Consider the following 14,070-nt stretch of genomic DNA (forward strand, 5'->3'; position numbering starts at 1 on the left):
TTCCATTGCGCTCCAGCCACTCGCTTTCTAGGCCACTGAAAAAGTAAAAATCAACTTTTTCAGTGCCTTTGATTTGACTAGCAATGGCTTCACTCGTTGTAATTAAGAAAAAACGCTATCGCGTTTTTCTTATACAATCCTTTTTCTGATTTGGGCACTTAATATGTCGATGATTGTGACAACGACAATGATCACGAGAAGAATCATTCCTACTTCGTCCCAATTACGATTCTGGATTGAGATCGTAATTAAAGTCCCAATTCCACCTGCTCCGATAATCCCAAGAATGGTTGATGCTCGAACGTCAATTTCGAAACGATAAATCGCGTAAGAAAGAAATTCAGGAATGATTTGTGGGATAATGCCGTAAAATAAGATTTGGATTTTGTTGGCTCCATTTGCTTCCAACGATTCAACGACATGCATATCAATCGATTCAATGACTTCACAATACAATTTGCCAAGCATTCCGATTGATCCAATAGCGATTGCTAACACACCAGCAAAAGGTCGGGGGCCGATTGCTGCTACGAACATGAGTGCTAATACAAGCTCTGGAAAAGCACGAATCGCATCGAGAATCCACTTTGATAATGTATTTAACCATTTATTTCTAACCATATTACTAGCAGCAACAAAGCCAAATGGTATCGCTAAAATGGACGCTAATAATGTCCCTGTATAAGCCATTTGTAACGTTTGCCACATTAATGACATAACATTTTGAAAGGCTAGCCAATCAGGAGAAAAAAGTTGGGGGATCACACGTCCAAAATTTGCGACGGTTCGTTCACTAAAAATGCGTTCCCACTTTACATCAATTGTTGTAAAAGTCCAAACGTATAGTGCAATTAGTGCAACAATAATGATGATATTTCTTATTAAGATAAGGGTGGATCGTTCTCTTTTTGGTGGCATTATTAATTCCATCACACAATTCTCTCCCTTATTTTATTGCTTGCATAATCGATTAAGACAACAGCAATAAAGATAATAATAATAATGGTCATGACTCGTGGATAATTAAAGAAGCTAATTTGCTGTTGCAAGAGTAATCCAATTCCCCCTGCTCCAACAAAGCCTAGTACGGTTGAAGCACGGACATTTACTTCAAATACATATAAGCCAAATGATACAAATTGTGGTAGTACTTGTGGTAAGACTGCATACCAAATGACTTGAATCGTATTACCTCCTGATGAACGAATCGCTTCAAGCGGGTTCATATCGATGGATTCGATCGTTTCATACATTAATTTCGCTAATATACCTAATGAAAAAATAAATAAAGCCATGATCCCAGGAAATACTCCAACTCCAAAGATTCCGACAAAAATGATCGCTAACAAAATGTCCGGAATGGTTCGTAATACGTTCATAAAAAAGCGGACAGGTTGATGAATCCAAGGCTGCGGAAATAAGTTTGCTGCTGATAATATAAAGATTGGAACACTGACAATAGCTGCAAATGTTGTCGCAATAATAGCCATTTGAATTGTTTCGATTAACTTATCCCATACTTGAGGCGCGTAGCTCCAATTGGGTGGAAATAAATGAACGGCAATATTTTGAATACCACCCCAACCACGAATGATGTCAAGTGGCGTGGAGCGGGTTGCCCATGATGTATAAGCATAAATTCCAACAATCAATAGAAAAATAAGTGTTATTTTCAGCTTAGTTTTCGAAGGAATGATTGTGATGCTATCTGGTGTATTACTCATCTTCTTGACCTCCTACAAGGTCATCCTCTCGAATTTTTCGACCGTAAATTTCTTCAAATGTTTCCTTTGACACATCAGTTGCAGGGCCATCAAAGACAACCTCACCTGCACGCATGCCGATAATACGATCGGCATATTCCATCGCCATATCGATGAAGTGCAGATTAACGACTGTTGTAATATGATCTTCCTTATTAATCTTACGTAAATAGGTCATAACTTGATGAGATGTTGGAGGATCTAAGCTAGCTACAGGCTCATCAGCTAAAATGATGTCGGGCTGTTGCGTTAACACACGAGCAATCGCAACACGTTGCTGTTGACCTCCGCTTAATTGATCAGCTCTTTGATGCACCTTTTCTGCAATGTTCACACGCTGTAAGCTACGATAAGCGAGTGAAACCGTTTCTTTTGGAAAAAGGTTTAAAATACTTGCAATTGTTCCGGTATGTCCTAATCGACCTGACAAAACATTTTTCATGACGGTGGAACGCTTGACAAGATTATAATTTTGAAAGATCATTCCGATTTTTGTACGTAAATGTCGGAGTTTACGTTGATTATACGTTAATATATTTTCATCATTGATAAGAAGTTGTCCGCCTGTAGGAGACACAAGTCGATTCATACTGCGTATTAAGGTTGATTTTCCTGCTCCAGATAAACCGACAATAACAACAAATTCCCCTTTATTTATTGTAAGGCTAACGTTCTTTAACCCTTTCGTTCCGTTTGGGTATGTTAGTGATACATCCTTAAATTCAATCATGCTAGTCCCCTCATTTCTCTTTAATATAAATGTAGAAAGGTTTCATCCCCCTCTTATGCTTTTTAGTGTCAAAAAACATAAGAGGAGGGAGAAAGAACTTTCTCCCTCCAAAGCGCGCTTCTTAATCTAACGTCACTTCATCTGAAAACTTCTCAGCAACACTACGTACAACGTCATAATCACTATCACTTGCATTGTCAATCCCAGTCCAGTTATACACTTCATCCATAATGGTGATCATTTCATCATCATCGTTAAATGACATGAATACAGAAATCACTTGATCAATAAAGCTTTGAGGAAGAGTCGTATTAATTGAGATCGTGTCATTTGGAATTTCGTCTGTATAACCTAGAACTCTTAAATCATCCATTGCTTCTGGATAATCTTCTTCAATGGCCGTACGAGCATCATCAAATGTTGTAGCTACATCTGCATCGCCTTCAAGAACGGTAATAAGCGCATTATCATGTGAACCAGCTTGAATCATGTCAGAGAAAAATTCCTCGGCACGCTCCACACCGTAGTCATCCATTAATTGTGCTGCTGGATATAAGTAACCACTCGTTGATGCAAGATCTGGGAATGCCCAAATCTTTCCTTCTAAATCTTCAATTGATTCAATATCAGAGTCCGCACGTACTGTGTATTGTGCTTTATAGGTTGAGCTTCCGTGACGAACTGATTTCAAAATGGCTTCAATATTATCATAACGATCAGTAGCAAGAACGTAACCGAATGCAGGGATGAATCCAATGTGTACTTGGTCATTTCCCATAGCTTCAACGAGCGCTGTGTAGTTTGTCATAACCTCGCCGCGTACTGTAACACCAAGCTCTTCTGTCAGGCGTTCAGCAAGTGGTTCAACTGTATTCGCAATATTTGCTGAATCTTGTGAAGGAACAAAACCCATTACGATTTCATTTGGAAGATCTTCTGTCGCATCTGCTTCAGTTTCATCAGCCTCAGTGTCATTTCCTTCGTTATTGTTTGTTTCTTCAGTCTCTTCTGACCCTGAATTGTCATCAGCATCTTCATTTGCGTCTTCTGTTCCGCAAGCGACCAAGACAACGGCTAGCATTAGAACGAGTAACCAAGGTAATAATTTTTTCAATTCATTCAACCCCTCTTTGATTTTATGTAAGTATGTGTCGTACATTTGTGATTTTGCATGATAGCATGTCTCAAATCAACGAAAATTGGGATTTTTTACAAAATATTAACGAGGTGTTTACATAACTTACAAGGAGTTAATAATTGATGGGTGAGTGATTGAGAATTTTTAACTTGCGTTACGAGTATTTCAAATAGAGTAGGAAAAATTACTTATTTCTTTTATTTGTTATGTTGTATGCGTGATAGAAAATGGTATACTAGTATATGACTACATACCTAGTTGAAATAGAAATGGAAATGATTCAGTACTTTTATTTTTTTATAGGTCTATTTCCGTGTTACGAGAATGATATTTCAGCAAAAATCGCTTTGTAGCCATCATTTTTGCTAAATATGGGATGGTCTCATTTAAAAACTATTTCTATTTTACTAGTTATAATCTACTTTTTTTGCTTTAAAATATGCTATGATGATACAAAAGCTCCGTATGTCGTTTACATTTCTTAAGTGAACCTCATCGGTTATTTAGAACACATCGAGGTGATAAAGTCTTGGTAAATTCAGAGTACTTAGATGTCTTTTTAGATGAAAGTCAGGAGCATCTCCAAGCGATTAACGACAATTTATTAAAGCTAGAGCAAGCACCTGAAGATCTATCTATTGTAGGAGAAGTATTTCGTTCTGCCCATACTTTAAAAGGTATGGCAGCAACAATGGGCTTTGAAGATCTTGCCCACTTGACTCATAATATGGAAAATGTGTTGGATAAGATTCGTCAATCAAAGCTAGATGCAACTTCAGGTGTGCTGGATGTTGTGTTCTTAGCTGTCGATGATTTAGAAGCAATGGTTCAAGATATTGCTAGTGGTGGCGATGGAAAGCGGGATGTTCGCGAAGTTGTTTCACAATTGGAACAAATTGAAAAAGGTGAAGAACCAAGTCAAGAATCATCGCCAAAGACTACTCATTCAAACACTACTGATTTGGAAATCGAAGTTTTTGATGAATTTGAACGAACAGTTCTTGAACAGTCTGCGGAACAAGGGTTTGAAGCTTATCAGTTAAGAGTAACATTAGATGAAAAGGCGATGTTGAAGGCTGCTCGCGTATTTATGGTGTTAGATGTCGTCGAACAAATAGGTGAAGTGATCAAAACGAATCCTGCTGCTGAGGATTTGGAGGAAGAGAAATTCGATCAGTCGTTCACATTAATCGTTGTTTCGAAGTCAACGGAAGAGGATGTCAAAAATCGTATTCTTAAAGTTTCGGAAATTGAAGATGTCGATATTCAGAAAATTGACTTAAAAGCTTCGTCAGCTGCTATGAAAGAGCAACAGCAGGCTGCCGAACAAGTAGCAGCTTCTGCGGTTGCAACTAAAGGTGAAGTAGCGAATAATTCGAAACAAGAAAAGTCAGCAGATACACCGAAGCGTGCAGAAGCAAGTAAAACGATTCGTGTAAACATTGAACGTTTAGATGTATTAATGAACTTATTTGAAGAGCTCGTTATTGATCGAGGTCGTCTAGAGCAAATCGCTTCAGACTTGCGAAATTCAGAGCTTAATGAAACCGTTGAACGTATGTCACGAATTTCTGGTGACCTTCAAGAAATTATCTTGAACATGAGAATGATGCCAGTTGAGCAAGTGTTTAATCGTTTCCCTCGAATGATTCGTAGTCTTTCGAAGGACCTTAATAAAAAGGTCAATTTAGAAATTATTGGTGCGGAAACGGAGCTAGATCGAACGATTATCGATGAAATTGGTGACCCGCTTGTCCATTTATTACGTAATTCGATTGATCATGGAATTGAAACCCCTGATGTTCGTGTTTCTAATGGCAAATCGGAAGAAGGTACGGTTGTTTTAAAAGCCTATCACTCAGGTAATAATGTCTTTATCGAAATTGAGGACGATGGAGCCGGAATTGATCGAGAAAAAGTGATCAAACGTGCACTCGCAAATGGTGTGATTAAAGAAGACGATATTGAGAAGATGACAGATCAACAAATCTATGGATTGCTGTTCTCTTCTGGTTTTAGCACAGCGGAAAAAATCACGGATATTTCAGGCCGAGGTGTGGGCTTAGACGTCGTAAGAAGCACGTTTGAGTCATTAGGTGGAGTTGTAACAGTGAACTCGGAGTTAGGGAAAGGGTCTGTGTTCTCTATTCAATTACCACTTACACTTTCAATTATTGATGTGATGCTTGTTGAAGTGCGAAAAGAAACATACGCAGTTCCGTTATCCTCGATCGTTGAAACAGCAATTGTGAATAAATCTGATGTTTATAGTGCACATGGACAAAAGGTCATTGACTTTAGAGGTAAAGTTGTACCACTCGTTTATTTGAAGGACGTATTTGAAGTACCTGGTGAAACAATTGAAGATGATCTTTGCTCACTTGTCATTGTACATAAAGGCGAGAAGGTGGCAGGTTTAGTTGTTGATTCGTTAATTGGTCAGCACGATATCGTATTGAAATCACTAGGAAATTATCTGAAAGATGTATTTGCTATTTCGGGTGCAACGATTTTAGGGAATGGTCAAGTCGCACTGATCGTTGATACGAATGCGTTAATTAAATAAGAAACGAAAGGGGAGGTGATCCTTTTGTCGAATGAAGCGGCGATTAAAGCAGATTTGAAATTAATTGTATTTCAATTAGGAGATGAGGAATATGCGATTGAGGTTGATTATATTCAATCAATCGAACGCATGCAGCCTGTCACGAGGATCCCACGTACATTTCCATTTGTAACAGGTGTTATGAATTTACGTGGTGTGATTACACCGATTATAAATTTACGAGCTCGTTTTGATTTGGATGAGAAGGAATATGATGAATCTACTCGAATTCTCGTCATTCAAAAGGATGAGATGGAAATGGGCTTTATTGTCGATGGGGCAAATGATGTCATTGACATTCCATTTGAGAAAATTGAACCAACTCCAGAAGTCGTCGGTGGTGTAGAAGCTGATTATTTACGTGGAGTTGTAAAAATCGAAAATCGTTTATTTACATTGTTAAATTTAGAAAAAGTTATTGAAGGAACATAATTGTTAAAGATTAATGAGGTGATGGTAATGGCATCTGTTCTTATCGTAGATGATGCAGCATTTATGCGAATGATGATTAAAGATATATTATCAAAAAATGGGTTTGATATTGCTGGTGAAGCAGCAAATGGGGCGGAAGCAGTTGAGAAGTTTAAGGAATTAAGCCCTGATTTGGTAACAATGGACATTACAATGCCTGAAATGGATGGTATTCAAGCGCTCAAGGCCATTAGAGAAATCGATTCAGGTGCCAAGGTTATTATGTGTTCGGCGATGGGACAACAATCAATGGTTATTGATGCGATTCAGTCAGGCGCAAAAGACTTTATCGTTAAGCCGTTTCAAGCAGATCGAGTACTTGATGCAATTAATAAAGTGTTGGGATAAGAATACGAAAAGAAAGCTGATTGATAAAGTGTTCGTGCTTTATCAATCAGCTTTTCTTATGGTTAGAATTTATAAAATCCGTCTATGAAAGGGCACTGAAAAGTTTGGTTTTTAACTTTTTCGGTGTCCTCCTCTATGATAGGGGGATTGACAAGGATGGCCTCCACTCGATTGTAACGATGCGCTAAGAAGGATGTTTGATTGTTAGGAAGCTTGAAGTAATGTAATCAAACACTTGGCTTTTTAAGTGGGAATTTAAGATTTTCATGCTACCTTCATATCCACGACACGTGTAACGGTATTCGGTAAATAGTCCATCATTTTTGTATGTTTCTACTTTTAGATGGTGGCGAAACATATATTGTTTAACGATCGCCATTTCTTTACTAATTTGATCTAACGTGGAGCGGGTTAATTCTAAATAGGGAGCTTGTAAACGTAAAGAAGCTTTTTCTAGCTGTGCCCAATCATTTTCCAGTGCTTTCCGCGATATAGATAGGAGAATGAATAGCCGAATCATGCGTTGGTCTTCTGTTGTTAGCTTCAATATTCTCACCTCTTAAGGGAACTTATGTTCTTATTATACTCCGATTTTACTGTAAATACAATGAACCTCTTTTAAAAATAAAAAGTGTCTTAAAGGCTTATTATATCCTTCAAGACGTCATTATGACTGGATGCTGACATTAGTTGTCATTCATTTCTTTTAAATAAATATTTTAATTGAGATAGTTCGTGTGATACGTTTTCAGTATCTAGTAGTCGCTTCTCAACTGAAACGGTTATGAGCTAATTCATTTGCAGTTTCAAAAATGAGTATGTCGGCATGTCAAAAAGGTTTAAATGAGGGCATAGAGGGTATTAGTAGAATAGAAACGCGAGGGAGGGAAAGGAAAATGGACAAACAATATGCATTAGATAAAAAGGTAATTAAACAATTGAAGCTAATTAGTACATTACAAAGTCGTTCGCAAAGGACTGTTCATTCTCTCTACGCACAAGCGATCCTTGAATATTCTATGTATCATTATAAAAAAGAGCAATTAGAAGCAGCTATAGATCAATCATTAGCAGAGCGAGATGAAGACAGCTTTCAACGTTTCTCAAAAGAATATAAAGAGTTGCTTGCTGCGCATGTAGAAGGAAAAACAATTAGTGAGGATGGGTTTCAAGTATACTTACCATTTGAAGAGTAGTAAATCGTGCATTGAAACATTCGCATAGAAGCTATAGGAGTTTAGAAGCAACCGAAAAGGGTAATCCTTTTTCGGTTGCTTTTTATTCCATTAAATGGAAATTTGGCGAATTCGGAGGAGGGAGACAGCCGTTTTCAAAAATGCCTGAACTAGGTTAGATCGCTTTAAGAAAAGACGAATAACGTGCGTCTATTGATAATAAGGTAATAAAAAATGGAGGGTCCTTTATGGAGGAGTATAATAAGTGGAAACGAGCTGTGGATCAAATTTTGACGCCAAAAGAGCAAAAGACAATGATCGATGAGGACATTGTTCTTGACCTTTTATATCACAAGGCATCGAATATCAATCCAGTGATCCCTTACCATGAACCAGGACAATTTCCCTTTATGAGGGAGATACAGCAAACTTGACAAAGCCACTTATCATCCAAACAATTCCATTAAAAGAAAAACGAGTAACGGAAGCTCGTATGAAGGAAGCGATTGACGAAGATGTTGATGGCATTGAATTCTTGTTATCATTTCCTGAATCACAAGCACGGGGGAAAGATGGCTTATGTGAGCTAGAAGGATTGCTACAGGCATTTCCACTTACAAAAACAGGGTTGCATATAAAATCAGGAGAATTACAGCAGGTTTTCATAGATTTATTAGATAACCTTACAACTGAAGATGAAAAAAAACATATTCAAGGTGCAGTAACAGCAGATCCGTTTTGGCAATTCATAAAGGAGGAGCTTGCGAATGAACAACAGAGTCAACAGTATGAAACCATAGCTAAGCTTATTCGTGATACTCCTTTTACGAATATACGTCTGATTGGCATTCATACGGGTGGTTATCGTCAATTAGGTGCAAATGTGATAACTGAGGTTGCGCTAGCACTAGCAATTGGAGTTGAATACATTGAAGGAATTGCTAAGAAACACATTCACCCAAGTGTGATCGGAAAATCGATGGTATTTTCTTTCTCAATGGGTAGCTATTTAAGCATAGAAATAGCTAAAATCCGGGCATTTCGTGCCTTATGGGCGGTCGTTATGAAGGAGTATTGTGCGGAGCCAACTGCGCAAAAGGCATGGATTGAAGCAAGAGCAGATCCTTCGTTACAAGTAAAAGATGACCCACATCTGTCAATTGTAAAAGCAACGGTAAGTGCTTTAGCAGCGATTTTATCAGGAGTACATCAATTATCGGTTCGTCCATTTGAAGAGAATCGATCGAATAGTCGTTTAAATGACAGACTTGCTCGTCACGCTACGATGATCTTGCGAGATGAAGCGTTCCTCCATTTTCCTATTGATAGTATTGGTGGCTCCTACTACATTGAATCATTAACAGAGCAAATAGCGGAAAAGGCTTGGAAAAGATTTATTGGAATCGAGCAGCAAGGTGGGATAGAGCGAGCGAGGAGGAATGGTTGGTTGAAAACATATGTGATGATATGACAAGGTTAAAAGAAAGAAGCGACGGGAGGGGTAAGAGGTGATAAGAAAGGCGTTTCAACGCACACCATTTTCGACAATTGAACGATTGTATAAGCAGGAACTTCAGCAGGAGGAAACCTCTTTTTTTTATCGCGAAAGTGAGTCTTGCCCACACGTTGAATCTTATCCTGGAAATCGCCCATTTGTACGAGGGCCTTATCCAACGATGTATAAAAAGAAGCCGTGGACGATTAGGCAATATGGTGGTTTCTCGACAGTAACAGATAGCAATCGCTTCTATCGTGAATGCTTACAAGCTGGTCAAACGGGATTATCAATCGCATTTGATTTAGCTACACACCGTGGATATGATTCTGACCACCCTGCTGTTGTAAGTGATGTCGGCAAGGCTGGAGTAGCGATCGATACCGTTGAAGATATGATCGAGCTCTTTACGGATATTCCACTTGATCAAATAAGTGTATCGATGACAATGAATGGTGCAGTATTGCCGATTATGGCGTTTTTTATCGTTGCAGCTGAAGAGTATGGTGTGGATAAAAAGCAGTTAAAAGGGACCATTCAAAACGATATACTGAAAGAATACCTTGTGCGTAATACGTATATTTATCCACCCAAAGCATCGATGGATATCTCAACTAGTATTATGTCCTATTTAGCTCATCACGTCCCTTCCTTCAATAGTGTAAGTGTGTCAGGTTATCACTTGCAAGAAGCTGGTGCCCCTGCAGAGCTTGAGCTTGCTTATACGATTTGTAATGGGATGGAATATGTGAAAGCGGGAATGGAAGCAGGATTAGATGTTGATCAACTTGCACCACGTCTATCGTTCTTCTGGGGCATTGGAATGAATTTTTTTGAAGAAATTGCGAAGCTCAGAGCAGCGCGATTGTTATGGTCAAACGTAATGGAGCGGTTCCAACCGACAAATGAGCATTCATTTCGGTTGCGTGCTCATTCACAAACATCTGGTTGGAGCTTAACGGCTCAAGCTCCTTATAATAATTTAGTCCGAACAACAATAGAGGCGATGGCTGCTGTCATAGGACATACACAATCACTTCATACGAATGCATATGATGAGGCGTTAGCTTTGCCTAGTCGTTATTCGGCTAAACTTGCTCGGCAAACGCAGCAATTCTTACGTGATGAAACAGGGTTAACCGATGTGATCGATCCATTTGGTGGTTCTTATTACGTTGAATCATTGACTACACAGCTATATGACAAAGCGAGGAAGCATATTTCAGAAATAGAGAGAAACGGTGGGATGGTTAAAGCAATTTTGACAGGAATTCCACAACAGAAGATTGCCTTAGCTGCTACCGAGCGTCAAGCAGCGATTGATACGAAGCAAGAGGCCATCATTGGATTAAATAAACATAAGAGTCATGGTGGAAAGAGAACAGACGAGAATTTGCTATATTTAGGTAATAAGCAGATTCGTGAGCGGCAAATGATGAGGCTTACAGCTGTAAAAAAGGGACGAGATGAGCAGGTCGTTCAAGAAAAGTTAGCGGCGATTAAGAACGAAATGAAACAAAAAAAGAACAACTTACTTGAGCTGGCGATTGAAGCGGCTAGAGTTCGTGCGACTCTAGGGGAGATTTCCAATGCTCTTGAACAAGTTGTGGGCAGGCACACAGACACTCTTTCGTATGTGAGAGGCATCTATAAAAAGGAATGGATGTATAAGCATGAACGGGAACAGGTTGAGACTGAGATCAAGAATTATAAAGAATGGGTGGGGAAAAAGCCATCGATTTTGTTAACAAAGCTTGGTCAGGATGGCCATGATCGAGGTATCAAAGTGATTGCAGCTGGATTTGCTGATTTTGGTTTCGATGTTCGTATGGGGCAATTGTTTCAAACACCTCAAGAGGCAGCACAACTATGTGTGAAGGAGAATGTTGATTGTGTTGGTGTGAGTACACTAGCTGGTGGCCATCGGGAGTTAATACAGCAATTCGTTCAGCACTTAAATAAGATAGGGAAAAAGGATTTGCTTATGATCGTTGGTGGAGTTATACCTGATGATGATGTTCCATATTTGAACAAATTAGGGGTAACATCAATTTTTCATCCAGGTACAGTTGTGATAGAAGCGGTATTAGAGGTGATTCACAAATTAAATGAACAAGTCAGTGTGAAAAAGGGAGTTGCCTACAAAAAAGGATAAGGGAATAAATAAGAAGTCTAGTAATTTAAGGCTCCATGGGTTACATGGTCGGATGAAAAAAGAGCATGATCAATCTAATCTTAAAACAATTGTAACGTTCAGCACGACGCAATTAAGAAAGTATAAAATTCGAGGAAGGCGTGTGGGAAAAGTATAGAGGGTGTTGGCAAACTCAAAGGAGAGCGACGGCTTTGCACGTTACACGTTTTCTGAAAGAACCCCACTTTCAGAAAAACGTAAACCGTTGTAACGGCTCCGCACGCCGCTTAAAGAAAAGGCCTTTACCGCGGTTTTTCTTTAAAGCTAAGAGAAAAGACACATTCGCGTTTTTCTTATGATACAGCAGTAGAGAGCTGGTCAAGTGGAACGGAAAATAGGAATGATCTGTGCTCTTTTGGTGAGAAGTAAGCAATGAGTAGTGAAGAGCGATCTGTTGAACTATTCTGCCTTAAATCAAAAGGGATCACTTCAATCATCGTATGCTTGTGTAAATCCTTTTCGTGTAGCTGTAAAGCTTCGAATTCAGAAGATACAATTGCAGGCTGATCAGCGAGTAGCGATAAATAATGTGACTGTTCTCTCTTCGTTAAGGAGAACGTCCACCATGTTTTTCGTGGTTTGTGCTTTTGATTCTCAAAGAAATCAACAATCATCAGGCTCTGAATATAAGTGAGCTCGGCCTTTGTTCCATACTGTTTAAGAAATTCATATAAACGCTTGAATAAGTCTTCAAGCTGGTGACCGATCTTAGCCCAGCCCTTCGCATCCCAGTAATCACCGAAAAGTTGGAAGAAATCAAATGGTGAGTCAAATTCATGTGTGACAAGGTATTCAATTGTACGATCCATTCGATGATCGTTCCAATATTTTTCTAATACATCTTCCACTCGTTTTATGCGAATGATTTCATCAAAGGTCAGTACATTATTTTCTAGAATTTCGTACGGAGCATGATCCATATAGACATAATTATGATCTTTAGCACGAATACGTAAGCCGGTTCCACGTAGCATTTTCAAGAAGCCGAGCTGCAATTCCTCTGGGCGCATTGCAAATACATCATTAAAGGTTCGTCTGAAAGAGTTGTAATCTTCCTCAGGTAATCCGGCAATTAAGTCAAGGTGCTGATCGATTTTTCCTCCTTCTTTCACCATTGTGACCGTTCGAGAAAGTTTCTTGAAGTTTTGTCGACGTTGAACAAGCTCGTTCGTTGCATCGTTTGTTGACTGTACACCAATTTCGAAACGGAAAATGCCAGGAGGTGCATGTTCATTTAAATACTCAAGAACCTCTGGGCGCATAATATCTGCTGTTATTTCAAACTGGAAGACACATTGCTTATGATTTTCGATGAGAAATTGAAAAATCTCTAGTGCATAGTCACGTTTAATATTAAACGTTCGATCGACAAATTTAATTAGCTTTGCTCCGTTATCAATCAAATAGAGTAAATCGCTTTTAACTCGCTCAATATTCACATAACGGACGCCGACTTCAATAGAGGAAAGACAAAATTGACAGCTATAAGGACAGCCGCGACTCGTTTCAAAATAGGTGACCCGTTTAGAGAGCCCATCGACATCCTCTGGAAAACGATAGGGAGAAGGGAGGTCATCTAAGTTTAATTTCGGTCGAGATGCGTTCACGAGGATGTCGCCCTCTTTGCGATAAGCAATTCCAAAAACCATATGGTACTTTTGAGTTGTCGTTATTTCTTCAAGCAAATGCTTAAAGGTTTCTTCACCTTCTCCAATAATAATAAAGTCAACGGTAGAAAGCTTCTCCATCCATTCTTTCGTATCATAAGAAACTTCTGGACCACCTAAGATGATTTTCGTTTGTGGTAAAACCTTTCTTAGCATATTGATCACTTTGATTGTTTCTTCAATGTTCCAAATGTAACAGCTAAAGCCAATGACATCTGGCTTACGTGCATATAAATCAGAGACGATGTTCATCGTCGGATCTTTAATCGTATATTCTACCATTTCAATAGGAAAATCAGGCTCTGCATAAGCCTTTAAACATCTAAGTGCTAGACAAGTGTGAATGTATTTCGCATTTAACGTCGTGACGACGGTTTTCATGATTCAATCCCTCAATTCTATTCATGTTTGCTCCTAGTGATCATACCATAGAACAGTGTTTATAAAAAAGGTTGTCCAAGAAGTATCGTGAAAAGAATATAGC

The 14,070-nt window shown here is 38.8% G+C and carries 13 protein-coding genes; 7 read left to right on the top strand and 6 right to left on the bottom strand.

All coding sequences use genetic code 11. The features are described from left to right. Window positions 1-129 precede the first annotated feature (129 nt). The 4 genes from phnE (JCM9152_RS11850) to JCM9152_RS11865 all read right to left on the bottom strand — a co-directional run bounded on the left by phnE (JCM9152_RS11850) (window position 130) and on the right by JCM9152_RS11865 (window position 3,607). Window positions 130-930 carry a phosphonate ABC transporter, permease protein PhnE gene (gene phnE / locus JCM9152_RS11850; protein ID WP_035344479.1) on the bottom strand — a complete coding sequence of 267 codons (801 nt, stop codon included), beginning with the start codon at window positions 928-930 and terminating at the stop codon, window positions 130-132. Further along, on the bottom strand, window positions 930-1,724 hold the full coding sequence (gene phnE, locus JCM9152_RS11855; protein WP_035344481.1) for a phosphonate ABC transporter, permease protein PhnE: 795 nt from the start codon (window positions 1,722-1,724) through the stop codon (window positions 930-932). The genes phnE (JCM9152_RS11850) and phnE (JCM9152_RS11855) overlap by 1 nt, the downstream gene beginning before the upstream one ends. Then, window positions 1,717-2,493, bottom strand: coding sequence for a phosphonate ABC transporter ATP-binding protein (phnC, locus tag JCM9152_RS11860; protein WP_035344482.1), 777 nt, complete (start codon window positions 2,491-2,493; stop codon window positions 1,717-1,719). The genes phnE (JCM9152_RS11855) and phnC overlap by 8 nt, the downstream gene beginning before the upstream one ends. Window positions 2,494-2,614: 121 nt before the next feature. Beyond that, complete coding sequence (locus JCM9152_RS11865; protein ID WP_035344484.1) at window positions 2,615-3,607, bottom strand: phosphate/phosphite/phosphonate ABC transporter substrate-binding protein; 993 nt, start codon at window positions 3,605-3,607, stop codon at window positions 2,615-2,617. Window positions 3,608-4,160: 553 nt separating this feature from the next. Here JCM9152_RS11865 and JCM9152_RS11870 point away from each other — a divergent pair. The 3 genes from JCM9152_RS11870 to JCM9152_RS11880 are packed head-to-tail and all read left to right on the top strand — an operon-like array spanning window position 4,161 to window position 7,055. Beyond that, window positions 4,161-6,197, top strand: coding sequence for a chemotaxis protein CheA (locus JCM9152_RS11870; RefSeq protein WP_035344486.1), 2,037 nt, complete (start codon window positions 4,161-4,163; stop codon window positions 6,195-6,197). 24 nt (window positions 6,198-6,221) lie between these two features. After that, entirely contained in the window at window positions 6,222-6,668 is a 447-nt protein-coding gene (locus JCM9152_RS11875; RefSeq protein WP_035344488.1) for a chemotaxis protein CheW, read from the top strand. A 27-nt stretch (window positions 6,669-6,695) separates the two neighbouring features. Then, window positions 6,696-7,055, top strand: coding sequence for a response regulator (locus JCM9152_RS11880; protein WP_035344610.1), 360 nt, complete (start codon window positions 6,696-6,698; stop codon window positions 7,053-7,055). 184 nt (window positions 7,056-7,239) lie between these two features. Here JCM9152_RS11880 and JCM9152_RS11885 read toward each other — a convergent pair whose 3' ends face one another. Then, the gene (locus JCM9152_RS11885; protein ID WP_035344490.1) at window positions 7,240-7,602 is read right to left on the bottom strand and encodes a YhjD family protein; all 363 of its coding nucleotides are present in this window, start codon (window positions 7,600-7,602) and stop codon (window positions 7,240-7,242) included. 349 nt (window positions 7,603-7,951) lie between these two features. Between JCM9152_RS11885 and JCM9152_RS11890 the strand changes: the two genes are divergently transcribed. The 4 genes from JCM9152_RS11890 to scpA all read left to right on the top strand — a co-directional run bounded on the left by JCM9152_RS11890 (window position 7,952) and on the right by scpA (window position 11,880). Then, complete coding sequence (locus JCM9152_RS11890; protein WP_035344492.1) at window positions 7,952-8,251, top strand: IDEAL domain-containing protein; 300 nt, start codon at window positions 7,952-7,954, stop codon at window positions 8,249-8,251. Between the two features lie 227 nt (window positions 8,252-8,478). After that, entirely contained in the window at window positions 8,479-8,664 is a 186-nt protein-coding gene (locus tag JCM9152_RS11895) for a hypothetical protein (RefSeq protein WP_035344494.1), read from the top strand. After that, entirely contained in the window at window positions 8,661-9,701 is a 1,041-nt protein-coding gene (locus tag JCM9152_RS11900; protein WP_035344496.1) for a methylmalonyl-CoA mutase family protein, read from the top strand. Before JCM9152_RS11895 ends, JCM9152_RS11900 begins: the two co-directional genes overlap by 4 nt. Window positions 9,702-9,738: 37 nt before the next feature. Then, entirely contained in the window at window positions 9,739-11,880 is a 2,142-nt protein-coding gene (scpA, locus tag JCM9152_RS11905; RefSeq protein ID WP_052015892.1) for a methylmalonyl-CoA mutase, read from the top strand. A gap of 332 nt (window positions 11,881-12,212) precedes the next feature. On the opposite strand, the gene JCM9152_RS11910 is transcribed toward scpA, so the two are convergent. After that, window positions 12,213-13,967: a B12-binding domain-containing radical SAM protein gene (locus JCM9152_RS11910; RefSeq protein ID WP_035344497.1), complete on the bottom strand. Its 1,755-nt coding sequence runs from the start codon at window positions 13,965-13,967 to the stop codon at window positions 12,213-12,215. Window positions 13,968-14,070 lie beyond the last annotated feature (103 nt).

This window comes from Halalkalibacter hemicellulosilyticusJCM 9152 (assembly GCF_000513115.1).
Classification (GTDB): domain Bacteria; phylum Bacillota; class Bacilli; order Bacillales; family Bacillaceae_D; genus Halalkalibacter; species Halalkalibacter hemicellulosilyticus.

What these genes read in the sequence shown, in the direction of transcription:
- JCM9152_RS11890 (WP_035344492.1), top strand. Translation starts at nt 7,952, where the DNA reads ATGGACAAACAATATGCATTAGATAAAAAGGTAATTAAACAATTGAAG.
- JCM9152_RS11910 (WP_035344497.1), bottom strand. Translation starts at nt 13,967, where the DNA reads ATGAAAACCGTCGTCACGACGTTAAATGCGAAATACATTCACACTTGT.
- phnE (WP_035344481.1), bottom strand. Translation starts at nt 1,724, where the DNA reads ATGAGTAATACACCAGATAGCATCACAATCATTCCTTCGAAAACTAAG.
- JCM9152_RS11895 (WP_035344494.1), top strand. Translation starts at nt 8,479, where the DNA reads ATGGAGGAGTATAATAAGTGGAAACGAGCTGTGGATCAAATTTTGACG.
- phnC (WP_035344482.1), bottom strand. Translation starts at nt 2,493, where the DNA reads ATGATTGAATTTAAGGATGTATCACTAACATACCCAAACGGAACGAAA.
- JCM9152_RS11880 (WP_035344610.1), top strand. Translation starts at nt 6,696, where the DNA reads ATGGCATCTGTTCTTATCGTAGATGATGCAGCATTTATGCGAATGATG.
- phnE (WP_035344479.1), bottom strand. Translation starts at nt 930, where the DNA reads ATGGAATTAATAATGCCACCAAAAAGAGAACGATCCACCCTTATCTTA.